Annotated in this window: 24 protein-coding genes; 20 read left to right on the top strand and 4 right to left on the bottom strand. The window is 69.6% G+C overall.

Translation table 11 applies throughout. From position 1 onward, the window contains the following. Positions 1-88: 88 nt before the first annotated feature. The 4 genes from dnaK to ACWGI6_RS09600 are packed head-to-tail and all read left to right on the top strand — an operon-like array spanning position 89 to position 4,258. Positions 89-1,939: a molecular chaperone DnaK gene (gene dnaK, locus ACWGI6_RS09615; protein ID WP_453266961.1), complete on the top strand. Its 1,851-nt coding sequence runs from the start codon at positions 89-91 to the stop codon at positions 1,937-1,939. Beyond that, positions 1,936-2,586, top strand: a complete 651-nt coding sequence (gene grpE / locus ACWGI6_RS09610) for a nucleotide exchange factor GrpE (protein ID WP_453266960.1) — start codon at positions 1,936-1,938, stop codon at positions 2,584-2,586. The genes dnaK and grpE overlap by 4 nt, the downstream gene beginning before the upstream one ends. Positions 2,587-2,631: 45 nt before the next feature. Continuing rightward, complete coding sequence (gene dnaJ / locus ACWGI6_RS09605) at positions 2,632-3,804, top strand: molecular chaperone DnaJ (RefSeq protein WP_453266959.1); 1,173 nt, start codon at positions 2,632-2,634, stop codon at positions 3,802-3,804. Position 3,805: 1 nt separating this feature from the next. Next, the gene (locus tag ACWGI6_RS09600) at positions 3,806-4,258 is read left to right on the top strand and encodes a heat shock protein transcriptional repressor HspR (RefSeq protein ID WP_393909429.1); all 453 of its coding nucleotides are present in this window, start codon (positions 3,806-3,808) and stop codon (positions 4,256-4,258) included. A 139-nt stretch (positions 4,259-4,397) separates the two neighbouring features. Here the strand turns inward: ACWGI6_RS09600 and ACWGI6_RS09595 are convergent, their stop codons facing one another. Together ACWGI6_RS09595 and ACWGI6_RS09590 are read right to left on the bottom strand one after the other, a co-directional pair. Then, positions 4,398-4,802, bottom strand: a complete 405-nt coding sequence (locus ACWGI6_RS09595; protein WP_453266958.1) for a hypothetical protein — start codon at positions 4,800-4,802, stop codon at positions 4,398-4,400. 414 nt (positions 4,803-5,216) lie between these two features. After that, positions 5,217-5,621: a pyridoxamine 5'-phosphate oxidase family protein gene (locus tag ACWGI6_RS09590; RefSeq protein ID WP_453266957.1), complete on the bottom strand. Its 405-nt coding sequence runs from the start codon at positions 5,619-5,621 to the stop codon at positions 5,217-5,219. A gap of 198 nt (positions 5,622-5,819) precedes the next feature. Here ACWGI6_RS09590 and clpB point away from each other — a divergent pair, with 198 nt between their 5' ends. Both clpB and ACWGI6_RS09580 read left to right on the top strand, forming a co-directional pair. After that, entirely contained in the window at positions 5,820-8,450 is a 2,631-nt protein-coding gene (gene clpB, locus ACWGI6_RS09585) for an ATP-dependent chaperone ClpB (protein WP_453266956.1), read from the top strand. A gap of 149 nt (positions 8,451-8,599) precedes the next feature. Further along, on the top strand, positions 8,600-9,136 hold the full coding sequence (locus ACWGI6_RS09580; protein ID WP_393909425.1) for a YbjN domain-containing protein: 537 nt from the start codon (positions 8,600-8,602) through the stop codon (positions 9,134-9,136). Between the two features lie 123 nt (positions 9,137-9,259). Here the strand turns inward: ACWGI6_RS09580 and ACWGI6_RS09575 are convergent, their stop codons facing one another. Continuing rightward, entirely contained in the window at positions 9,260-10,438 is a 1,179-nt protein-coding gene (locus tag ACWGI6_RS09575) for a pyridoxal phosphate-dependent aminotransferase (RefSeq protein WP_453266955.1), read from the bottom strand. 314 nt (positions 10,439-10,752) lie between these two features. On the opposite strand from ACWGI6_RS09575, the gene ACWGI6_RS09570 reads away from it, so the two are divergent. From ACWGI6_RS09570 to ACWGI6_RS09560, 3 genes are all read left to right on the top strand, one after another. Continuing rightward, on the top strand, positions 10,753-11,529 hold the full coding sequence (locus ACWGI6_RS09570; RefSeq protein WP_453266954.1) for a hypothetical protein: 777 nt from the start codon (positions 10,753-10,755) through the stop codon (positions 11,527-11,529). Positions 11,530-11,742: 213 nt separating this feature from the next. Further along, entirely contained in the window at positions 11,743-12,978 is a 1,236-nt protein-coding gene (locus tag ACWGI6_RS09565) for a helix-turn-helix domain-containing protein (protein WP_453266953.1), read from the top strand. Continuing rightward, positions 12,975-13,538, top strand: coding sequence for a flavoprotein (locus tag ACWGI6_RS09560; protein WP_453266952.1), 564 nt, complete (start codon positions 12,975-12,977; stop codon positions 13,536-13,538). Before ACWGI6_RS09565 ends, ACWGI6_RS09560 begins: the two co-directional genes overlap by 4 nt. A 216-nt stretch (positions 13,539-13,754) precedes the next feature. Here the strand turns inward: ACWGI6_RS09560 and ACWGI6_RS09555 are convergent, their stop codons facing one another. Next, positions 13,755-14,147, bottom strand: a complete 393-nt coding sequence (locus ACWGI6_RS09555) for a GntR family transcriptional regulator (RefSeq protein WP_453266951.1) — start codon at positions 14,145-14,147, stop codon at positions 13,755-13,757. A gap of 493 nt (positions 14,148-14,640) precedes the next feature. Between ACWGI6_RS09555 and ACWGI6_RS09550 the strand changes: the two genes are divergently transcribed. The 11 genes from ACWGI6_RS09550 to ACWGI6_RS09500 all read left to right on the top strand — a co-directional run bounded on the left by ACWGI6_RS09550 (position 14,641) and on the right by ACWGI6_RS09500 (position 23,517). Beyond that, a complete protein-coding gene (locus tag ACWGI6_RS09550) occupies positions 14,641-15,453 on the top strand; it encodes a DUF4097 family beta strand repeat-containing protein (RefSeq protein ID WP_453266950.1) in 813 nt (270 codons plus the stop codon). Between the two features lie 48 nt (positions 15,454-15,501). Continuing rightward, entirely contained in the window at positions 15,502-15,972 is a 471-nt protein-coding gene (locus tag ACWGI6_RS09545; protein ID WP_453266949.1) for a transcriptional regulator, read from the top strand. A gap of 83 nt (positions 15,973-16,055) precedes the next feature. Further along, on the top strand, positions 16,056-16,313 hold the full coding sequence (locus ACWGI6_RS09540; protein ID WP_453266948.1) for a DUF6284 family protein: 258 nt from the start codon (positions 16,056-16,058) through the stop codon (positions 16,311-16,313). Further along, positions 16,310-17,182: a protein spdB gene (locus ACWGI6_RS09535; protein WP_453266947.1), complete on the top strand. Its 873-nt coding sequence runs from the start codon at positions 16,310-16,312 to the stop codon at positions 17,180-17,182. The genes ACWGI6_RS09540 and ACWGI6_RS09535 overlap by 4 nt, the downstream gene beginning before the upstream one ends. After that, complete coding sequence (locus tag ACWGI6_RS09530; RefSeq protein WP_453267005.1) at positions 17,182-17,523, top strand: RRQRL motif-containing zinc-binding protein; 342 nt, start codon at positions 17,182-17,184, stop codon at positions 17,521-17,523. The genes ACWGI6_RS09535 and ACWGI6_RS09530 overlap by 1 nt, the downstream gene beginning before the upstream one ends. Before the next feature lie 32 nt (positions 17,524-17,555). Further along, a complete protein-coding gene (locus ACWGI6_RS09525) occupies positions 17,556-17,780 on the top strand; it encodes a hypothetical protein (protein WP_453266946.1) in 225 nt (74 codons plus the stop codon). Between the two features lie 71 nt (positions 17,781-17,851). Further along, positions 17,852-18,169, top strand: coding sequence for a hypothetical protein (locus ACWGI6_RS09520; protein WP_453266945.1), 318 nt, complete (start codon positions 17,852-17,854; stop codon positions 18,167-18,169). A 107-nt stretch (positions 18,170-18,276) separates the two neighbouring features. Then, positions 18,277-20,394 carry an FtsK/SpoIIIE domain-containing protein gene (locus ACWGI6_RS09515; protein WP_453266944.1) on the top strand — a complete coding sequence of 706 codons (2,118 nt, stop codon included), beginning with the start codon at positions 18,277-18,279 and terminating at the stop codon, positions 20,392-20,394. A 204-nt stretch (positions 20,395-20,598) separates the two neighbouring features. Next, entirely contained in the window at positions 20,599-21,075 is a 477-nt protein-coding gene (locus ACWGI6_RS09510) for a hypothetical protein (RefSeq protein ID WP_453266943.1), read from the top strand. A gap of 83 nt (positions 21,076-21,158) precedes the next feature. Continuing rightward, positions 21,159-22,040 (top strand): bifunctional DNA primase/polymerase, encoded by an 882-nt coding sequence (locus tag ACWGI6_RS09505; protein WP_453266942.1) that lies wholly within the window; start codon positions 21,159-21,161, stop codon positions 22,038-22,040. Position 22,041: 1 nt separating this feature from the next. Beyond that, positions 22,042-23,517, top strand: coding sequence for an ATP-binding protein (locus ACWGI6_RS09500; RefSeq protein WP_453266941.1), 1,476 nt, complete (start codon positions 22,042-22,044; stop codon positions 23,515-23,517). The last annotated feature ends 5 nt before the right edge of the window (positions 23,518-23,522 follow it).

The raw sequence follows: 23,522 nt of genomic DNA, 5'->3' as shown, positions 1-23,522 counted from the left end.
GAGCGCACTAGACTCAGGTCTGTTGACAGGATTTCTTCGGTACTGCACTGTTGAGCCTGTTCCACTCAAGTCAGCTGGAGGAATTGAAATGGCACGTGCGGTCGGCATCGACCTGGGCACGACGAACTCCGTCGTCAGTGTTCTCGAAGGCGGTGAGCCCACCGTCATCACCAACGCCGAGGGCGCCAGGACCACGCCGTCCGTTGTCGCCTTCGCCAAGAACGGCGAGGTGCTGGTCGGCGAGGTCGCGAAGCGCCAGGCGGTCACCAACGTCGACAGGACCATCCGGTCGGTCAAGCGCCACATGGGCACCGACTGGAAGATCGACATCGACAGCAAGGGCTTCAACCCGCAGCAGATGAGCGCCTTCATCCTGCAGAAGCTCAAGCGGGACGCCGAGGCGTATCTGGGCGAGAAGGTCGTCGACGCGGTCATCACCGTTCCGGCCTACTTCAACGACTCCGAGCGCCAGGCCACCAAGGAGGCCGGTGAGATCGCGGGCCTCAACGTCCTGCGTATCGTCAACGAGCCCACCGCGGCCGCCCTGGCCTACGGCCTGGAGAAGGACGACCAGACCATTCTGGTCTTCGACCTCGGTGGCGGCACCTTCGACGTCTCGCTCCTGGAGATCGGCGACGGCGTCGTCGAGGTGAAGGCCACCAACGGTGACAACCACCTCGGTGGTGACGACTGGGACCAGCGCGTCGTCGACTACCTGGTCAAGCAGTTCCAGAACGGCCACGGCGTCGACCTGGGCAAGGACAAGATGGCGCTCCAGCGCCTGCGCGAGGCCGCCGAGAAGGCGAAGATCGAGCTGTCGTCCTCCACCGAGACGACGATCAACCTTCCCTACATCACCGCCTCCGCCGAGGGCCCGCTGCACCTGGACGAGAAGCTCACGCGCTCGCAGTTCCAGCAGCTCACCTCGGACCTCCTGGACCGCTGCAAGACGCCGTTCCACAACGTGATCAAGGACGCGGGTATCAACCTGTCCGAGATCGACCACGTGGTCCTGGTCGGCGGCTCGACCCGGATGCCGGCCGTCGCCGAGCTCGTCAAGGAGCTGACCGGCGGCAAGGACGCCAACAAGGGCGTCAACCCGGACGAGGTCGTCGCCATCGGCGCCACCCTCCAGGCCGGTGTCCTCAAGGGTGAGGTCAAGGACGTCCTCCTGCTGGACGTCACCCCGCTGTCCCTCGGTATCGAGACCAAGGGCGGCATCATGACCAAGCTCATCGAGCGCAACACCACGATCCCGACCAAGCGCTCCGAGATCTTCACGACGGCCGAGGACAACCAGCCGTCCGTGCAGATCCAGGTCTACCAGGGCGAGCGCGAGATCGCGGCGTACAACAAGAAGCTCGGGATGTTCGAGCTGACCGGTCTGCCGCCGGCGCCCCGTGGCGTCCCGCAGATCGAGGTCTCCTTCGACATCGACGCCAACGGCATCATGCACGTGACCGCGAAGGACCTGGGCACGGGCAAGGAGCAGAAGATGACCGTCACCGGCGGCTCCTCGCTGCCGAAGGACGAGGTCGACCGGATGCGCCAGGAGGCCGAGAAGTACGCGGACGAGGACCACGCCCGCCGCGAGGCCGCCGAGTCCCGTAACCAGGGCGAGCAGCTCGTCTACCAGACGGAGAAGTTCCTCAAGGACAACGAGGACAAGGTTCCGGGCGACGTGAAGACCGAGGTCGAGGAAGCCGTCACCGAGCTGAAGGAGAAGCTCAAGGGCGAGGACTCGGCCGAGATCCGCACCGCCACCGAGAAGGTCGCGGCCGTCTCCCAGAAGCTGGGCCAGGCCATGTACGCCGACGCCCAGGGTGCGCAGGCCGCCGAGGGTGCCTCCGCCGGTGAGCAGGCCCAGGACGCCACCGATGACGTCGTGGACGCCGAGATCGTCGACGACGAGAAGCCCAAGAAGGACGGTGCCGCGTGACGGAGGAGACCCCGGGCTTCGACGAGAAGCCCGACGTCCCCTCCGACGCCGCTCCCGAAGACGCGGCGCAGGCCGAGTCCGCCGACAAGGCGGGCTCGGCCCCGGCCGGGGACGTACCGGACGTAGCGCTCCAGGCGCAGCTGGACCAGGTACGTACGGCGCTCAACGAGCGCACGACGGACCTCCAGCGGCTCCAGGCGGAGTACCAGAACTACCGCCGTCGGGTGGAACGGGACCGGGTCACGGTCAAGGAGATCGCCGCGGCGAACCTCCTGTCCGAGCTCCTTCCCACCCTCGACGACGTCGGCCGTGCCCGTGAGCACGGCGAACTGGTCGGCGGCTTCAAGTCGGTGGCCGAATCGCTGGAGACCGTGGTCGCCAAGCTGGGTCTGCAGCAGTTCGGCAAGGAGGGCGAGCCCTTCGACCCGACGATCCACGAGGCGCTGATGCATTCGTACGCACCGGATGTCACCGAGACGACGTGCGTGGCGATCCTGCAGCCCGGGTATCGCATCGGTGAACGAACGATCCGCCCCGCGCGGGTCGCCGTCGCCGAGCCGCAGCCGGGCGCGCAGAGCGCCAAGTCCCCCTCCGACGAGGACGTCAAGGCTTCGGACGAGGAGAACGGTGGCCCGGACGAGGGCTGACGTGAGGGCAGACAGGAAATCCGCGCGGAAGGAGGGACGTCGGGGATGAGCACCAAGGACTTCGTCGAGAAGGACTACTACAAGGTCCTCGGCGTCCCGAAGGACGCCACCGAAGCGGAGATCAAGAAGGCGTACCGCAAGCTCGCCCGCGAGTTCCACCCGGACGCCAACAAGGGTGACGCCAAGGCCGAGGAGCGCTTCAAGGAGATCTCTGAGGCCAACGACATCCTGGGCGACAGCAAGCGCCGCAAGGAGTACGACGAGGCGCGCACGCTGTTCGGCAACGGCGGCTACCGGCCGGGTCCGGCCGGCGGCGGCTCCTTCAACTTCGACCTGGGCGACCTCTTCGGGGGCACGCAGGGTCAGGGTGGCGGGGGCGGGGGCTTCGGCGGCGGGCTCGGGGACGTCTTCGGCGGCCTGTTCAACCGCGGCGGCGCCGGTACGCGTACCCACGCGCGCCGCGGCCAGGACATCGAGTCCGAGGTGACGCTCAGCTTCACCGAGGCGGTCGACGGGGCCACGGTCCCGCTGCGGATGTCCAGCCAGGCGCCGTGCAAGGCGTGCTCGGGCACCGGCGACAAGAACGGGACCCCCCGGGTCTGCCCGACCTGTGTCGGCACCGGCCAGGTCAGCCGGGGCGCGGGCGGCGGCTTCTCGCTCACCGACCCGTGCGCCGACTGCAAGGGCCGGGGCCTGATCGCCCAGGACCCCTGCGAGGTCTGCAAGGGCAGCGGTCGCGCGACCAGTGCCCGCACGATGCAGGTCCGTATCCCCGCGGGCGTCTCGGACGGGCAGCGCATCCGGCTGCGCGGCAAGGGCGCTCCGGGCGAGCAGGGCGGTCCGGCCGGCGATCTGTACGTGGTCGTGCATGTCGACGCCCACCCGGTCTTCGGCCGCAAGGGCGACAACCTCACCGTCTCGGTGCCGGTCACCTTCCCGGAGGCCGCCCTGGGCGGCGAGATCAAGGTGCCGACGCTGGGCGGTCCGCCGGTGACGCTGAAGCTGCCGGCCGGCACCCCCAACGGGCGCACCATGCGTGCCCGGGGCAAGGGTGCGACCCGTAAGGACGGCACCCGAGGTGATCTGCTGGTCACCATAGAGGTGCTGGTCCCCGGTGACCTCAGCGACAAGGCGAAGGAGTCGCTGGAGTCCTATCGCGAGGCGACCGCGGGCCCGGACCCGCGGGCGGAGCTGTTCCAGGCCGCGAAGGGAGCTTGAGATGGACAGCCGGGGCGGGCAGCGTCGTAACCCCTATGAACTGACCGAAGAGTCGCCGGTGTATGTCATCTCCGTCGCGGCTCAGCTCTCCGGCCTGCATCCGCAGACCCTTCGTCAGTACGACCGGCTGGGGCTGGTCTCGCCCGACCGCACGGCCGGGCGGGGCCGCCGCTATTCGGCCCGGGACATCGAACTGCTCCGTACGGTGCAGCAGTTGTCCCAGGACGAGGGCATCAACCTCGCCGGCATCAAGCGCATCATCGAGCTGGAGAACCAGGTCGCGGCCCTGCAGCAGCGGGTCATCGAGCTGCAGGGCGCCCTGGAGGGCGCGGCCAGCACGATGCAGCAGCGGGAGGCGGCGGTGCACGCCTCCTATCGGCGTGATCTGGTGCCGTATCAGGATGTGCAGCAGACCAGCGCGCTGGTGGTGTGGCGGCCCAAGCGGTCGGAGTGATCCGGCCGGCCGGGGCGTGAGCACCCGGCGCGTGACATGGCAAAGGGCCGGGGAAACCCGGCCCTTGTCGCGTCAGCGGTGTGCGCCGCCGCCGCGGGAGTCCCTCCTGCGTGCGTCCGTCGTCCGCGGCCGCTCCGGCTCAGCAGCCGTTGTACCCCGCCGTCGGCATCGACAGCCTGCGGTGCACATGTGACCTCATCGCCAGGGTGTAGACCGGCTCGTCGAGGTCGGCGGTCTCCAGGCGTACCCCGGCAGCGGCGCACCGCTCGGTGAACTCGGCGGTGCCGTCGATGGCGTTCTCCAGCGCCCGGCGGTTGGGCGTCACGAACACATCCACCAGGCCCTCTTCGACATCGCGCCACAGTGCGCCGTGGTCGGCGCGCAGGTGGTGCAGGCTGAGCCGGCAGGTCAGGTGGTAGTCACGGGCTGCCGCCCACTGTGTGCACATGTCGTGCTGGCTGCGGTCATCGACCAGGAACGGATCCTCGTCCAGCTCGGACAGCGGCATCAGGCAGGCGATCGCCGTCACTCGGACCGAGTTCATCGTGTCCTCCGGGGCGTGGCGACTGTGGGGGCGACGATACCCCCGCGGGTGCCTCGTGGAGGAGGGGCTGTACCGGGCGGCGAAGCGTAACCGCAGGCGTGGCAGATCTTCCAGCCGTCCTGGTTGACCGCCAGTTGGCCGCCGCAGCGCGGGCAGAGCTCGGCGTGCGGGTGCGGCCGGGCGGGGGAGGGACGGCGCGGAACGGTCGTCACGATGTGCCATGCCGACGCCATGAGGCCTCCAGCTGCCGTCTTTTGCCTGGGGCAGGCCCGATGCCGTCCGTCGTTGCACGGAGCTGTTCGGTTCCCGTCGCTCTTGAGTACCAGGTGGACGGCGTACAGCGGAGCGGGAGGGTCCGTTTTCAGCCAGGGGGCCGGTGGGCTCGGCGGACGTGGGGGCGGCGGGGGCCGGCCCTCAGGCCCGCCCCATCGCCTTGGTCACCGAGATCTCGATCATGATGCGATCGGGGTTGGGCGCCGGCGTCCGGCCGTAGCGCTCGGCGTACCGGCCCACCGCGTCGGCCACCGACTCGGTGTCCGTACGCACCCGCGCGATGCCCTCCAGGGTCGCCCAGCGGCCCTTGTCGACCTGGCACACGGCGACGGTGGCGCCGTCCGCCCCGGCGGCGAGGATGTTCTTGACCTTGGCGCTGTCCTTGCGGGTGATGATCCGCGCGATCCGCTGCCCGGCGTCGTAGGTGACGCCTACGGGAACCACATGCGGGGTCCCGTCCGTACGCAGGGTGGTGAGCGTCGGCATCAGGTACTCGCCCCAGAAGGCGAGGTACTCCGGGCTGAGGGCACTGAGGTCATGGGCCATGGGGGCAAGGGTAGTTCGGGGCCCGGGATTCAGCGGAAGCCGAGGCGACCCGGTGGGCGGCTCCCTGAAGCAACCTTGAGTGGAATAGACTCAACTTATCGCACGCCGGCATGAGCAGGATGTGCCGGTCACTGCACGGACGGGGCCCAGACTGGGCGAAGAGGCTGTTCAGGACGAGTCGAGGAGGATCGCGAGGACGTGGACGCCGAGCTGACCAACAAGAGCCGGGAGGCGCTGAGCGCCGCCAACGAGCGGGCGGTCACCGCCGGGCATGCGGACATGACGTCCGCCCATCTCCTGCTCGCGCTGCTGGCCGGGCAGGACAACGAGAACATCATGGACCTGCTGTCCGCCGTCGAGGCGGACGCCGCCGCACTGCGGAACGGAGCCGAGCGGCAGCTCGCCGCGCTGCCCAGCGTGCAGGGCTCGACCGTCGCGCCGCCGCAGCCGGACCGCGATCTGCTCTCCGCCATCGCGGACGCCACCCAGCGCGCCAAGGAGCTCGGTGACGCCTATGTCTCCACCGAGCACCTCCTCATCGGTATCGCCGCCAAGGGCGGGCGCACCGGCGCCCTGCTGGAACAGCAGGGCGCCTCCGCCAAGAAGCTGCTGGCCGCCTTCGAGGCGAGCCGCGGCGGGCAGCGGGTGTCCAACGCCGATCCGGAGGGCACGTACAAGGCGCTGGAGAAGTTCGGTACGGACTTCACGGCGGCCGCCCGCGAGGGCAAGCTCGACCCGGTCATCGGCCGGGACCACGAGATCCGGCGCGTGGTGCAGGTGCTCTCCCGCCGTACGAAGAACAACCCGGTGCTGATCGGTGAGCCGGGCGTCGGCAAGACCGCCGTCGTCGAGGGGCTGGCGCAGCGCATCGTCAAGGGCGATGTGCCCGAGTCGCTGCGCAACAAGCGGCTGGTCGCGCTCGACCTGGGGGCGATGGTCGCGGGCGCCAAGTACCGCGGTGAGTTCGAGGAGCGGCTGAAGACCGTCCTGGCGGAGATCAAGTCCAGCGAGGGCCAGATCATCACCTTCATCGACGAGCTGCACACCGTCGTGGGCGCGGGCGCCGGCGGCGACTCCTCGATGGACGCCGGCAACATGCTCAAGCCGATGCTCGCCCGTGGTGAGCTGCGGATGGTCGGCGCGACGACGCTGGACGAGTACCGCGAGCGCATCGAGAAGGACCCGGCGCTGGAGCGGCGCTTCCAGCAGGTGCTGGTCGCCGAGCCGACCGTCGAGGACACGGTGGCGATCCTGCGCGGGCTCAAGGGCCGCTACGAGGCCCACCACAAGGTGCAGATCGCGGACTCCGCACTGGTCGCCGCCGCCTCCCTCTCCGACCGCTACATCACCTCCCGCTTCCTGCCCGACAAGGCCATCGACCTGGTCGACGAGGCCGCCTCCCGGCTCCGTATGGAGATCGACTCCTCCCCCGTGGAGATCGACGAGCTCCAGCGCGCCGTGGACCGGCTCAAGATGGAGGAGCTGGCGCTGCGGAACGAGACCGACGCCGGCTCGCTCCAGCGGCTGGAGAAGCTGCGCAAGGACCTCGCCGACAAGGAGGAGGAGCTGCGCGGTCTGACCGCCCGCTGGGAGAAGGAGAAGGAGAGCCTCAACCGGGTCGGTGGGCTCAAGGAGAAGCTCGACGAGCTGCGCGGCCAGGCCGAGCGCGCCCAGCGCGACGGCGACTTCGACACCGCTTCCAAGCTGCTCTACGGCGAGATCCCGGGCGTGGAGCAGGCGCTGGAGGAGGCGGCGGCCGCCGAGGCCGAGCAGGAGGCCTCCAAGGAGTCCATGGTCAAGGAGGAGGTCGGTCCCGACGACATCGCGGATGTGGTCGGCGCCTGGACCGGCATTCCGGCCGGCCGTCTGCTGGAGGGCGAGACCCAGAAGCTCCTGCGGATGGAGGAGGAGCTCGGCAAGCGGCTGATCGGCCAGACCGAGGCCGTCCGGTCGGTGTCGGATGCCGTACGCCGTACCCGCGCCGGCATCGCCGACCCGGACCGGCCCACCGGATCGTTCCTCTTCCTCGGCCCGACCGGTGTCGGCAAGACCGAGCTGGCCAAGGCGCTCGCGGACTTCCTCTTCGACGACGAGCGGGCGATGGTCCGTATCGACATGTCGGAGTACGGCGAGAAGCACAGCGTCGCGCGGCTGGTCGGGGCGCCGCCCGGCTATGTCGGCTACGAGGAGGGCGGCCAGCTGACGGAGGCGGTCCGCCGCCGCCCGTACTCCGTCGTCCTGCTGGACGAGGTCGAGAAGGCCCACCACGACGTCTTCGATGTCCTGCTGCAGGTCCTGGACGACGGCCGGCTCACGGACGGCCAGGGCCGCACGGTCGACTTCCGCAACACCATCCTCATCCTGACCTCCAACCTCGGCTCCACCTTCCTGATGGACCCGCTGCTCAAGGAGGACCAGAAGAAGGAGAAGGTGCTGGAGACGGTCCGGAGCTCCTTCCGGCCCGAGTTCCTCAACCGGCTCGACGACGTGGTGGTCTTCCACCCGCTCGGCACGGACCAGCTCCAGCGGATCGCCCGGATCCAGCTCGACCACCTGCAGCGCCGCCTCGGCGACCGCCGTCTGACACTGGACGTCACCGACCGTGCCCTGACCTGGCTCGCCTGGCTCGGCCAGGAGCCGGTCATCGACGCCCCCGCCCCGGACATGTCCTACGGCGCCCGGCCGCTGCGCCGTCTGGTCCAGACGGCCATCGGCGACCCGCTCGCCCGGGCCATCCTGGCGGGCGACGTGCGGGACGGGGACACCGTGCGGGTGGACGTGGACGGCGATCAGCTGTCGGTGGAGCCGGGCGGGCGGGCCGCGGCCTGACCGGTGCCGGGGGATACGGCTGCGCGGCCCGGCCGTGTCCCTGATCATTTCCTTGACCGACACCTTGCCCGCATCCGCTCCGTCCCGGGTTGCCAGGACGGGGCGGATGTGGGGGAGGATGGCAGGGACCATACGAAGGGAATTCCACGGTGAGCATCGACCCGTCCTCGATTCCGAATTTCGGGGGCCAGCCCGAACCCGAGCCCTCGGGGCCTGAGGGTCCCGTCGTGCCTGACCAGGACCTGGTCAAGCAGCTCCTCGACCAGATGGAGCTGAAGTACGTCGTCGACGAGGAGGGTGACCTCGCCGCTCCGTGGGAGCAGTTCCGCACGTACTTCATGTTCCGGGGCGAGGAGGAGCAGCAGATCTTCTCCGTCCGTACGTTCTACGACCGTGCCCACGGCATCGACGACAAGTCGAAGCTGCTGGAGGCGATCGACGACTGGAACCGCCGGACGCTGTGGCCCAAGGCCTATACCCACACCCATGACGACGGCACGGTCCGTCTGATCGGTGAGGCATCGATGCTGATCGGCACCGGCGTCTCGCTCGAACACTTTGTGTCGAGCACGGTCAGCTGGGTCCGCGCCTCGATCGAATTCGACAAGTGGATCGTCGAGCAGCTCGGCCTGGAGGCCGAGATCGAAGGCGACTCCGACAAGAAGCAGGGTGACGACGAGGCCTGAGCCCCGTCCGTCCCCCACCCACCCCGCTGCGCGGGCCCTTGGAGCGGTTGGCTCCGGGGGCCCGCGTCTGCGTGTCACGGTGCGGGGCGGTCCGGCGGAGCGGTCTGCGGGGCGCGCGGCCCCTCAGAGCTTCTGCAGACGGCTGACCGCCTCCTCCAGAACCTCCACCTGCTTGCAGAACGCGAAGCGGACGTAGGGCGCGCCCTGGTCCTTGTGGTCGTAGAAGACGGCGTTGGGGATGGCGACGACGCCGGCGCGTTCGGGCAGGGCGCGGCAGAAGGCGAAGCCGTCGTCGTGGCCGAGGGGGCGGACGTCGGTGGTGATGAAGTAGGTGCCGGAGGGGCGGAAGACGCCGAAGCCGGCCTCGGACAGCCCGCGGGCCAGGACATCGCGCTTCGACCGCAGATCGTCCCGCAGCTGGGTGTAGTAGCTGTCGGGCAGGGCGAGTGCCTCGGCGACGGCGTACTGGAAGGGCCCGGCGGAGACATAGGTGAGGAACTGCTTGGCCGAGCGGACCGTGCTGACCAGCTCCGGAGCTGCGGTGACCCAGCCGACCTTCCAACCGGTGAAGGAGAAGGTCTTGCCGGCCGAGCCGATGGTGACGGTGCGTTCGCGCATTCCGGGGAACGACGCGAGGGGGAGGTGCTCGCCCTCGAACACGAGGTGCTCGTAGACCTCGTCGGTGATGACGAGGAGATCGTGCTCGCAGGCCAGGCGGGCGATCTCGGCGAGCTCCTCGCGGGACAGCACGGTGCCGGTGGGGTTGTGCGGAGTGTTGAGCAGGATCAGGCGGGTGTCGGCGGTGATGGCGTCCCGCAGTTCGTCCAGGTCGAGGCGGTAGGCACCGGACCCGGGGTCCGCGCGCAGGGTCACCGGGACGCGGCGGCCGCCCGCCAGCGCGATGCAGGCCGCGTACGAGTCGTAGTACGGCTCCAGCGCGATGACCTCGTCGCCCGGCTCCAGCAGCGCCAGCAGGGCGGCGGCGATGGCCTCGGTGGCGCCCGCGGTGACCAGGACCTCGGTGTCGGGGTCGTAGGAGAGTCCGAGGTGTCCGTAGAAGCGCTGCTGATGGGCGGCGACGGCGGTGCGCAGCTCGGGGATGCCGGGGCCGGGTGGGTACTGATTGCCGCGGCCGTCGCGCAGGGCGCGCACCGCTGCCTCCCTGACCTCTTCCGGTCCGTCGGCGTCGGGGAAGCCCTGGCCGAGGTTGATGGAGCCGGTCCGTACGGCGAGTGCCGACATTTCGGCAAAGATCGTGGTGCCGAATTCGGCGAGGCGGCGGTTCAGCAGCGGTCGGTCCATGGGCGCCATCCTCCGTCGAACCTCTGGAATTCCTCAACTCACGTACGGGCGTGGGGGCCTGCGGTGACGCCCGAGGTAGGGCTTCTGACCTGCGGCGGAGTCGTCGTTGGTGGTCGTTGTCGGTCCTTGCCGGCCTTCCTTCGACGGCCCACAGACGGCCCGGCGTCTGAGCCCGCTCCTTCCTGCTCACCAGGAGGCAAAGCAAGGCTGAGGCACTCTCTAAGCGTGCGCAAGGGCAGATTACAGACTCTGGTTTGGCTAGAAGCGCGGCACTCTGTTCCGCCTGGTGGTCGTCGCCGCGAAGATGTCTGGTCATGAAGGAACTTGTTCTCGCCCTGGTGGCTGCGGCGTTCGGCCTGGCTGGCACAGTCGTTGGCGCGCGGGCCGCAAAGAAGGGGGCCTTGATCAGTGCACAAGTTGCCTTGCAGCAAGTTCGCGATCAAGCCGACGTCGATCAAGCCCACTGGCTTCGGGAGCAGCGTTTTCAGGCGTACGAAGGCTTCCTAGCGGCCTGGGACGAGTGTCTTCGCATCCTTCACTCCGTGGGTCTGCCGGGGGACTCCGAGTCGCCGGGGCCCAACCCGCTGAAGGAAGCTGCTGGGCGCATGACAGAGCGGGCTCGGAGGATCGACATCCTGGGCCCCTCAGAGGTGGCTCAGGCTGCGGAGGAGCTCGCCGACAGCATTCGGCGTGACGTAGACATCGCTACCGAATTGCTGAAAATCCTAGAGTCTTACGTTCCGGCTGGCAGACGTATAGCGAACGAGACAGGGCCAGCGATGAGTGCCGCTGCGGAGGCCATGAACGAAGCCACAAGGCAGATGCAAGAGATGGTCGCGGAACCCGAGGAGATCGGTCGAGTGCCCCAAGGAGCGGCCGCGTTGTTCGAGAGCTTCGAGCGGGCTGAGGAACTCGCTGAGGCTGCGATCTCTCGCGGAAACGCAGACTTGGAAGAGTTCGAAGGGTTCCTTGAACGAGCAGCGGTGATCGTCGACGACCTGAAGCGCAACCAGGCAGCGCGCGAACGTACTCGTGACCAGTTCACGACCGCGGCGCGTCACACGCTCGCCTCTGCAACCCCAGCTCCGTAGCGGCCGAAGGGACCTTGCGCGAGCTGCACACCGCGGCCCGCGCGGCCCCTCGCCGAGCACCCCTCAACAACCCAGGGGACCCAGACATCTTGTCTGGGTCCCCTGGCGTTTGCTCACCCACCCTTTACCTGAGCCCCATTGTGGGGACCCATGTCACTCCACGATCCGGCTCGGTACCGTGAGTCAGGCCCCGATGACCAGGAGGCAGCACGAATGCGTGGTCTTGGAGATCACCTCAGCATCGGCGAGCGCATCGCGTTCTACCGGAAGCGTCGCGGCTACACGCAAGAGGTGCTGGCCGGACTGGTCGGCCGTAGCACTGACTGGCTCGCGAAGGCGGAGACCGGCCGCAGGAAGCCGCCGCGAATCGACATGCTCGCGGAACTGGCGCGCATCCTGCGCGTGCCGCTTGGTGACCTACTTGGCCAGACCCTTCTAGTGGAGGACGAGAAGCACCAGGACGACGTACCGGCCGTACGTGATGCGCTCATGAGCCCCCGGCGGCTCTCGCGCTTGCTCTTCGGACCAGAGGCGGACGTTCAGCTCCCTACTCCTGCCCCTGTGGCGGTGCGTGTGGAGCACGCTTGGAACGACTACCAGGGCGGGCGGCTCGGCAGCGTGATCGCGGCCCTTCCGGCGCTTCTCCAGACGGCGCAAGAGCTAGAGGACCGTGCGGGACGCCGGGGCGAGGACCGCCGTGACTGCTGGGCGGTCTCGGCCCGCACGCATCACCTCGCGGCTACGACGCTCGCGAAGGTCGGAGAATCTGACGTCTCGTGGTTGGCCGCTGAACGGGCGATGCGCGCGGCGGACGAGTCCGACGATCCTCTGGTCCTCGCCTCAGCCGCCCGGTCCGGCACGCACGCGCTGCTCGCCAACGGTCGGTACGAAGCTGCGATGGAGCTGGGCAACACCACGGCGACGTGGTTGGCCTCCCAGGTAGCGGAGAGCGATCCGTCTGCTCTCAGCTTGCTCGGGATGATCCACCTACGGGCCGCGGTCGCGGCGGCGCGGCACCAGGACCGCCCGACTGCAACCCGCCTGCTAGACCGTGCCGAACAACTCGCTGACGATCTCGGTTCAGACGAGAACTACTGGCAAACCGGCTTCGGCCCCACGAACGTGATCCTCCACCGGCTGTCTATCGAGCTTGACCTGGACAACGTGTCGTACGTGGTCGAGAACGGCCGGATCGACGTCGACCACATGCCGCAGGAGCGCAGTGTCTCGCACCGCATCGACTACAGCCGCGCGCTCTCCCTCGCCGGGCATGGCGATCAGGCGTTCACCGAGCTGCGTACCGCCGAACGTACGGCGCCGCAGCTCGTGCGCAACAATCCCAGGGTGCGCGAGACGCTGAGGGACCTGATCAAACAGTCGCCCGTGAGCGGCGGCTCTCGCTCGTCCGAGGTGTTCGTGATGGCCCAACGGTGCAGGGCGGTGCAGTGAGTTCGAGCAAGCGCGGGGTACTGGGAGTCGTCGGTTCGGCGGCCGGCGGTGTGGAGTCGATCCGTACTGGCCTTGTTGAGCCCGCGGTGAAACGTGGGTGGCAGACGGCTGTGACGCTGACGCCGACGGCGGCAGTCTGGCTTCGGATGAACGGCGAGACAGAGCGGTTGGAGCAGCTGACCGGCCTACCCGTCCGTGACGAACCGCGCCTCCCCGGCGAGGCCCGACCGCACCCAGCTGTTGACTGCTACGTCGTGGCTCCAGCGTCGGCCAACATGGTCGCAAAGCTCGCGAGCGGACTCATGGACAACCAGGCTCTGACGCAGGTGGGCGAAGCCATCGGGACTATCGGCTTGCCGATTGTCGTCTTCCCCCGTGTGAACGCGGCGCACGCGCGCCACCCGGCGTGGCAGCGCCACCTCGAAGCCCTGCGGGGAGCCGGTGTGCGGCTGATCTATGGGCCGGACGTATGGCCGCTGTACGAGCCCCGTGATGCGCCGCCCGGACGGGATCTTCCATGGGCTGCGGTACTGGATGCCGTGGATGAAGTAACCCGATGACGAACCGTCAACACCACTGACCTGCAAGGAAAGAGGACCCGGACAGTCTGTCCGGGTCCTCTGCCGTTCGCGGAACCATGCTCATTCACATGCCGGGGATCAATGAGCGAAAGAATGCGCTAGCGGGCCTCACTTCCGCTGAACTCGCGCTGATCAAAGCGAGTTTGGGCGAGGCGCGGGCCACGACCGAAGGGCTGCTGAGGCGCGCCGACGTACTCACCGCGAAGGTGGCGTCTCGCTACTCACGATCTCCTCAAGCCGGTCCAGACGCTCACCGAGAAGCCGCAGAGCGTCATGGATCGAGCTGAGCTCTCCCGCCAGGGCGGCGAAGGCGGGGCTACTGCCCGCCTCGGTGCCGAGCGGCGCCGATGGGTCGCGTACGAACGTCCCGCGCCCCTGCTGGGTGAGAACCAAGCCCTCATCCCGGAGTTGGCTGTACGCGCTCTGCACAGTCATGAGCTGCACGCCGAGCTTCTTGGCGAGCTGGCGAGCGGCTGGCAGTCGCTTCCCTGGCGAGTAGTCCTCGTTGTTCGGGTCCGCAATCTTCGCGCGGTACTCGGCAGCGATCTCCTTGGCCGTTTGCTTGGGCGCTTCGGGGCTCAGATCCATGCCCCCGAGGGTAACCGGACCTAGGTCAATCTCAGATCCTTCGGCGAACCTCCTTGACAGGCAGATTGACCTAGGTCAATCTGAACTCACGCCGGAACGCGAAACCCGGAAGGGCTTCACCAACGGCTGAGTGAACGACAACTCCACAGCGTGATCCACCGCAGTGCGACGGCCGTGTCAGCTCCGGCCGAGGCGAGTGGAGACCAGCCGATCGAGACCGGGCCCGGTGTCACAACCGGGCCCCACACCCCGCGTAGGGGGACACGCAATCGGCTCTAAAGAACCGCACGGCACACCTTGAAACTGCGACAACTTCCGGGACTTTCGGAACTCCCCGGAACGAGCAGCGCCGTTGCGAATCGGAGCACCGACCCACTACCCGCTTCCCCTCGAAGCGGGCCGGTTGCCTCCTCCGCCCGTCCGGCGCCTTGAGCGCTGTACGGGCGGGGTGGAGGGGAGCCGGAACATCCCTTCGCTTTACAGGAGTTCTTCCATGGCCGAGCGCACAATCCCCGTGGACGCCAGCGGCCCGATCGCCCTGGACTTGAGGATGGACGCGGGCAGCATCCGCGTCGTCGTCGACCCGGCGCTGAAGCAGGCCCGGGTGGTGCTGAAGACCGAGGCCACCTCAGGCCCGTCCGCCGACGCGATCCGCGACACCGCCGTCAGCCTCACCGGGCAGAACCTCACGGTCCGCGTCCCGGACGTGGCCGGCGGAATGAGCGGCAGCACCACCATCCGCATGGGCGGCAACACCATGACGTTCTCCGGCGGCAGCGGCGTGCAGATTGTGGGCGGCAACGTCTACGTCTCCGGCAATGCCGGCGGCAAGGTCTTCGTCAACGGTCGCGAGGTCACCGCCACCGGCCCGGCCGGCGACGCGGTCACCCCGATCACCGCCGAAGTCCACCTGCCCGCCAAGTCCGTGGCGCTGATCAGCACGCACAGCGCCGACACCACCATCAGGGGCACGCTCGCGCGGCTGGAGTACGACGGCACTTCCGGCGCCCTGGTCGCTGACCGCGTCGGCGACCTGGACGTGACGGCCACCAGCGGCAGCGTCATCGTCAACGAGGTCACCGGCCCGCTGGACGCCAACCTCACCTCCGGCAACCTCGGCATCGGCGCCTACAGCGGCCACGCCGCCCGGCTCAACGTCACCTCCGGCAACGTCCGGATGGCCGCGACGGCGCAGGCCACCGGCCGCCTCACCGTCAACGTCACCTCGGGCTGCGCGCGCATCACGGGCGCCTCGCAGCTGAACGTCCGCCGCCGGGTCACCAGCGGATACGTCCAGATCAGCTAACACCCACCCGCGCCCCCTTCACCTTCACTCGGACAGGAGTCCACCGCCGTGCACGTTGCCACCTTTGCCGCCGTCTTCATCGCCCTCTACGTCGCTCACAGCGTGGGTGACCACTGGGTGCAGACCTCCTGCCAGTCGGCCACCAAGGGCCAGCCCGGCTGGATCGGCCGCCTGGCCGGCATCCGACACGTCGCCACCCTGACCGCCACCAAGCTCGCCTTACTCGCCCTGGTCGCCACCCTGCTCGGGCTGAGCCTCACCGCCGTCGGCCTGGTGGCCGGCATGGGCGTGGACGCCGTGACGCACTGGTGGGCCGATCGCCGCTCCACCCTCGCCTGGCTGGCCAAGGTCACCGGCAAGGCCGAGTTCTACAGCCTCGGCACCGCCGCCCACCCCGCGCACCCCGTCACCGCCAAGGGCGGCCCGGCCGCCCAGCTCGGCACCGGCGCCTACGCGCTGGACCAGTCCTTCCATCACCTCTGGCTGCTGGTCGCCGCGCTCATCATCGCCACCGTCTGAATCCACCCCATACGACGGCGCGGCTCCGGTGCTGGAACACCGGAGCCGCTGTTGGGCCGTCACTTCGAGAGGAACCACGACCCATGAAGCTCATTCTCCCCGCCCAGGACCATTCCACCGCCACCGCGATCGACCTGGAGCCGACCGACGCCGAACTCGACCAGATCGAGCGGGAGATGCCGGTCATCTCCGCCGAGGTCGAGTTGCTGGACGCGCAGATCATGACGCTCGACCGGCTCCCGAACGAGCTGGACGCCCGCCGCATCCGCCGGGCCCGGCGCAAGGTGCTCGCCGCTCGCCGTGAGCTGGCCAACCAGGCCGGGACGGGGGACACGGCATGAACGCCAAGACCACCAAGACCGTCCTGCCCGCCGTCGCGATGACGACGGTGTCCATGGTCCTCACCCTGGCCGTGGTGGTGATGTGGCTGGGGGCGGCGGTGCCGTGGCCCGTCGCCCTGGTCGTCGGTCTCGGGATCGACGGCGGATGGCTGGCCACCCTCACCTACGAACGCCGGCTTGCTGCACAGGGCGACCACCGCCGCGCGGTGACCGGCGTCGGCTGGCTGTTCGGCCTGGTCGCTGCCGGCGTCCTGGTGGCGCACGCGCTCACGGTCGAGGAGTCCGCCGGCGCATGGCTGGCCGTGGCGTGGCTGCCCATCGCAGCCAAGGCGCTGTGGCTGGTGCACGGGCTGTGGGAGCGGACCGCGCTCACCCCAGGCGCGCTCGGCGCGATCCGCGGCATCCAGCAGGAAGCTCGCGACGAAGCGGCCGTGGCCCGCGCCCGGCTGAAGGCGCAGGCAGTCACCGAGGAGACCCGGCTGACGGCCGTGACGGCGGCGGGCGCCCGCGTCGCACGCGTCCAAGCGAAGACAGCTCAGAGCCTCTCGCGGGCATGGTCGACGCTGGAGACAGCGCGGGACGGTGCGGACACCGGCAGGGCGCTGACCAGCGTGACGACCCCCGTCACACCTGGCGGCACGCCCCGGTGGGAGCTGCCGGTCTGGGGCCCTTCGGAGCCGGTCGCGGCGCTCACGCTGGACGCGCCGCCCGCGTATACCGACGCGGAGTTGGACGCGCTGGTCGACGAGATCCGTCACAGCGAGTACCCCGCCTTGTCCTACCGCGAGATGGCCACGCGCTTCCGCGCGGCCGGCCACTCCGCCTCCGAGGTCCGCCTGCGGGCCGCGTGGAAGCGCGTGGCCGCGTGATGGGGGCGCTGCCGGTGTTCCGGTGGCGCCTCGCCCCGGACGGCTACTCCACCCGCCGCCAACTACGGGCCCTGGGGCTACGCCCTGGCGGTCAGGACGTGGCCGCTCAGCTCGAACGACCGCGCCGCTGCCGTGCGCCGCTGGTCGCCTACCTCTACCGGGTCGACCTGGCCAAGCCGGTCCGCCCGATGACCCCCGCGAAGCGGGCCGCCCTCTCCAAGGCGAACGCGGCCCGCCGCATCTGCCCCAACTGCCGCCGCGATGCCGGGTACTGCATCCCGCGCTCCCTCGGCATGTGCACCCGCTGCGCGTACCCCGACGACGCGCAGCGTGCTGCCTGACTTGCCTCTTCCTGTTGAAAGGACCCTCCGAGATGGGCCTGTACGACCGGATCATGAGCGCCACCAACAACCCGGCGAACGCGCTGAAGGTGAACGCCGCGGCGCAGGGCGCAGCCCGCCTCGCCACCGACGCCGGACACCCCGGCCTTGCCGTGGCCGCCGCGGCGGGCGCCGCGCTGTTCGCCGCGGCCGACAGCGTGATGCACGCCCCCAAGGTGAGCGACGGCCCCTACGCCACGTTCGACACCGACGACTGACCGGCAATCCGCGCGGCCGGTGCCGCCCGCCGCATCTACCCCGATCCGTCCGAATCCCTGAGGAGTACCTGATGGGCACCTCTGACCTGCGCCGCCTGGACCGTGAGATCCGGGCCACCGAGAAGAAGCTGGAAGCGGTCCGCCGGGGCGAGTGGTGGCCGATGAACGGCCGCGAGCGCCGCGCCATGACCCGCGCCCTGGCCGGCGGCTCCTACCGCGCCGCCCGGGGCCGCAGCACGGGCCGTGCCGAGGAGCAGATCGACTCCACCGGCTCCGCTGCCGAGATGCGGCTGAACGCGGAGCTGACCGCCCTGCACGGCGAGCGTCAGCGGCTCATCACCGAGGCCGCCCGCAACAAGGCACAGAAGAAGTTCTCCGGCTGGTGGTGACCAGCCCGCTCCCGGCGCCGGGGTGGCCGCCTCTTTCCACGGACACGGCCACCCCGGCTCTCTCCCTTACTCCCGCCCCCGAAGGGGCAGTCAGGAGCACTTCCAGCATGTCTGAGAACGTCGTCCACCTCCACAAGTCCACCGACCCCCCGGCCCCCGACACCGCCCCCACCGTGCTCACCGTCGTGCCCGACGCGCCGCCGGCCCGGCCCGTGCCGCTGTGGGTCCGCTCCGGACGTGCGGTGAAGACCGCCGCCATGCACGAGTCGACCAGGGCGACGGTCCGCGCGGCGGCACGTCACAGCCTCTACACCCTCAACGGCGGCCGGATCGTGGCCCGCCGCACCTGGGACGGCCGTACCGGTGCCCGCTACGAACGGATGATCCGGGCGGCGGAAGCCGCGGGAAATCTGGAAGCGGCGGAAGATTGGGAGGAGCGGTTGCAGCGCTTCCGCGCCGCCCGCCACCACCGCCGCATGGACCTCCTGCACTCACCCGTGGAGGCCGCCAAGGGTGTCGCCGTAGGCGCCGGGATGAGCGTCGGTGTCCTGGTCGCCCTCGGCGTCGTCATGGCTCTCAACACGGGCCACGTCGGCGACGTCATCACCCCGCTGTCGGCAACGGTCGACTTCATCGCCCTGCTGATCCGGATCGTGCGGGTGGTGTGGGGCCCGGCGCTGGCGATCGGCCCGTTCCTGGCTCTGCTGGCCCTGTGGTCGGTGGGCCGCAAGCAGCAGGCCGCACCGAACTGGGCGCTCCCGGCGAACGCGCGGTCGGACGAGGGCGAGCCGATTACCCCGTCCATCGTGGTCAAGGCCCTGCGCGACCTCGGAGTGCCCGCCCTGGCGCGAGCCATCAAGGAGATGGGCGACGCCGGCGCGAGCATGCTGGGACCGATCCGGATCGCCGGATGCGGTGTCGAGGTCGACGTGACCCTGCCTTCCGGGGTGTCGACCAATGAGGTGCAGGGCAAGCGCCGCAAGCTTGCCGAGAACCTCACCCGGCACGAACACGAAGTGTTCATCACCATCCCGCAGGCGGCCCGCACGGTCCGGCTGTGGGTCGCCGACTCCGGGGCGCTGGATGAGCCGATCGGCCCGTCCCCGCTGGTCACCGACGAGACGATGACCGCCGACTACGCCAAGGGCCGCGCCCCCTGGGGCCAGGACCTGCGCGGCGACGCCGCCGCGCTGAGCCTCTACCAGCGCCACCTGCTCATCACGGGCCTGTCGAACCAGGGCAAGACCGTTGCCCTGCGCTCCCTGGCCCTGTGGCTCGCGCTCGACAAGTCGGTGCAGTTCCTCATGGGCGACCTCAAGGGCGTGGGCGACTGGAACATGTTCGACGGTCTCGCCACGACCCTGATCCAGGGGCCGACGGATGAGCACGTGATCCAGGTGACCGAGATGGTCGAGGGCGCCGTGAGCGAGATGAACCGACGCATCCAGGCCCCGCCCGGCACCGTGTTCCCGCCGCTGATCGTGCTCGTCGACGAAGCGCAGGTCGCGTTCATGTGCCCCGCCAAGGACGCCGAAAAGCGCCCCTACGGCGGGTCCAAGGCCAACTCCCGCTACTTCATGGCCGTCCGGAAAATCCACAACCAGGGACGGGCCGTGAACGTCCTGATGTGGCAGGGCACCCAGGACCCCACCAACGAGAACCTGCCCAAGCTGGTCCGCGAGGGCGCCCACACCCGCGCCTCCCTCGCCCTGGGCACCGAATCCCAGGCCCGCATGGCCCTGGGAGACAAGGCCGTCGACGGCGGGGCGGCTCCGAACCTGCTGCGTCCGGGCCTGGATAGGGGAACCCTGGTCGTCGCTTCCGACGGCGTCACCATCCCGGCCGGACAATCGTCCATCACCGTGCGCACGCACTACATCGACGACGACGCAGCCGAGAACATCACCGACCGGGCCAAGGCCCTGCGCGACGGCGTCACCACCCTGCACGCCATCGAACGAGAAGAAGAGCACGACCCGCTCGCCGACATCGCCGCCGTCATCGGCGACGCACCCCGCGTGCGGACCAAGGACGTGCTCGCGCGACTCGCCACGCGGAACGCGGACGCCTACGGCGGCTGGTCGTTCATCGACCTCAAGCGCGTCCTGGACGACGCCGACGCCGAGCCCTACAAGTCCGACGGCGTCATGGTCGTCGCCCGCGACCGCGTCACCCGCGCCCTCGCCAACCGCGACGGCGAGGATTCCGCTTCCGCCGACGGATGACAGGGAGCGCGCCGCCGACGGGTCAGGGAGGCAGGGAGAACTCCCTGAACACCTCCCTGACCCACCTCCCTGGACCTGACCTGGACAAATGATCGTTCAGGGAGTCAGGGAGGCACGCAGGTCAGACCCCTCAAACACCCCTCCACACGGCACCCCGAAGGGGGTGTCTCTGCCTCCCTGGTCACGCGCCGGAAGGGATTCCGCATGCACCCCGACACCACCCCTCAAACGGCCTCCACGGGCGCCGGTCTGAGCGAGCTTCAGGCCGATGCCGAGGCCCGGCGGATCATCGCCGACGCCTACCGGCCCACCGCCTACCGCGACGACACCCCTCCCCCCGCACACGGCGACACCCCGCCCGTCGCTCAGCCCGGACGGCCCCCGATGAGCCAGGGCGCCACCGATGCCAGCGTGCTCATGCTCGCCGGCGGCGCCACCACCGCCATGGTCGGCGGCACAGCGGCCGTCCTGCTGTACGTGTCCCAGTTCGCCGACCCGGTGGTGTGCGGTCTCGTGTTCGGCGCCCCCACCGCCCTCGTACTCGCCCTCGGACGACTCGCCAAGCGCGCCAAGCCCGCCCCGGACATCCACCACCACTACCAGGGCCCCGTCCACCAGGACCAGCGCAACGTCCACAGCCGCACGACCGGCGTGTGGGCCAAGACGAACAACCACCAGTGACACCAAGGGCGGCCCCCGTCTCGCCAAAGTCCGGGGCCGCCCTTGCCCAACCGTCCACAACAGACCTGTTGGAGGTCGCCAGCATGACCCAACTCAGCGCCATCCGGCGAGAGGTCAACCGGCCCGCGCCACCGAACGCACACCTGCGCACCGCCCTCCGTCTCGCAGCCGGCGGCCTGCCCGTGCTTCCCCTGCGGGCGGGGAAGGTCCCATTCGGAAACTGCCCCGCCTGCCGCGACAATGCCTGCGGCGGCCGGCCGAACATGAAGACTCCCGGCCCCTGCACCTGCCCGTACCCATGCCACGCCTGGGCCGCCGCCACCACCGACCCCGACGTGCTGAGTGGACGCCTGTGGGCGCCGGTGTGGCAACAGACTCAGGCGATGGCCTACCACCCCGGTGGGGCAGGGCTGACCGTCGTCGACCTCGACGACGCCGACGCCATCGCATGGGCCCGGCATACGCTCCCCGCCACCCGCACCGTGCCCACCACGCGGGGAGAGCACTGGATCTACCAGGGTGCGATGCAGTCCGCGAACGCCTTGCGGCCTGGTGTCGACATCAAGTCGTCTATGGGCTATGCCCGTTGGCTCGGCCCCGGCACCGGCACCCTCACGGCACTGCCGGACGTCGTGCGCGCGCTGACCGTGAAGGAGCCGACCACAGTCCGACCGGCGGCCGTCACCGTGCCCGCATTGGTCGGGGGCGGGGAGTGCCCTCACCGCACGCCTGCCTACCTGGACCGTGGCATCGCTATGGCCGAGCAGCGCATCACCGAGGCCCGCAGCGCGGTCCACGCGACCGTGTACCGGACGTTCCTCGCCGTGCTGTCCACCCACGGCCGGTGCGGCTGCCTGACCGAGGCGCACACCGCGCGGCTGTTCACCGCCGCGCAGGCCAAGGGCGAATCCGCCCGGCACTGCACCGACGCGTGGACCAACGCCCGCACCCGGTTGGGACTGTGACATGTCCGACGACGAGAAGAACCCCGCCCGCGAGGTCATCACCGACTACGCGCAGCAGCACTTCCGGTACTTCCGCACCGCCGACGGCACCGTGTACGCGCAGAAGAACGGCCACCCCGTGGCCCGCCCGATCCGCTCGCAGGGCACGACGGGCAGCCACCGCCAGGAACTCATGGTCGGCCTGTACAAGGACGGGCTCGGCGTGTTCAACGGGACCGCACTCAAGGAAGCGTTGGACTTGATCGAAGCACTCGCACTGACCGAGGACGTTCAGCCCGTGAACATCCGCGTCGCCCCCGGATTCGACGGAGCGACGTGGCTGGACCTGGGCCGCGATGACGGGCAGTCCGTCCGCATCCACCCCATCGGCTGGGACATCGCCGTCCCCGACCCGCGCGAGGTGTGCTGGCGGCGCACCCAGCTCACCGGGGAACTGCCCCTGCCGGCCAAGGACACCGACGGCAAGGGTATCGACCTGCTACTGAGGCTGACCAACTTCGCCAACGCGGAGACCGAATGCCTGGCCCTCTCCTGGCTGATCGGCTGCCTCGGACCGGCCGTGCCCGTCCCCGCCCCCTTCCTCACCGGCCCCCAGGGCGCCGGCAAGTCCACCGCAGGACGCATGCTCTTGAGGATCATCGAGGGCATGAGCGGTGACCTGCGACGGGCGCCGAAGGAGGAGGAGAGCCTGATCGCGGCGGTGGCGGCTGGGTGGGTCACCGCCCTGGACAACCTCTCTCACATGACGCCGGACCTGTCCGACGCCATGTGCTGCATCGTCACCGGCGCCGAGAACGTCAAGCGTGCCCTGTTCACCGACGGGGACGTGTTCCGCGTCGGCTACCGCCGCCCCCTGCTCCTGACCGGTATCGATGTGGGCGTCCTTCGGGGCGACCTCGCGGAACGGCTCCTGCCGCTGCGCTTGGAGCGGCCCCGCGTCCGGCGCACCGAGGCCGAACTGTGGGCGGAGTACGCAGAGGTTCTGCCCATCGTTCTCGGGTCTCTCCTGGACCTCACGGTCAAGGTCCGCGCCGCCGACGCGGAGACCCCCACCGACCTGCGCATGGCCGACTTCGCGCACCTGTGCGCGCAGCTCGATGCGGCAACCGGCCTGGGGGCGCTCACCTCTTACCGGGCCAGTCTGGACGACCTGAACGACGACGTGATCGAGGGCGACCTCCTCGCGCAGACCGTCCTCAGGCACGCCGACACCCTTGAGGCGGGCGCGGAGCAGCGGATGACATCCACCGAGTGGCTCCACTGCCTCAGCAGCCTCTACAGCGGCGACGAACTGCGCCCCCTGCCCAAGGGATGGCCGACCACGGGCAAAGTCCTCTCCGACCGGCTCAAGCGCCTCCAGCCAACCCTCGCCGCTCGCGGTGTCCTCATCGACTCGGGCCGCACCAGCGAGGGCCGCTACCTCGAAATGACCCGCCCGGCCACCCCTCCCCCACACGAGGAGAAGCGGATGTTCTGACCCGC

Source organism: Streptomyces sp. NPDC054786, from assembly GCF_053611685.1.
Note: the sequence above shows the minus strand (reverse complement) of the source record. Positions and strands in the feature narration are given on the sequence as shown.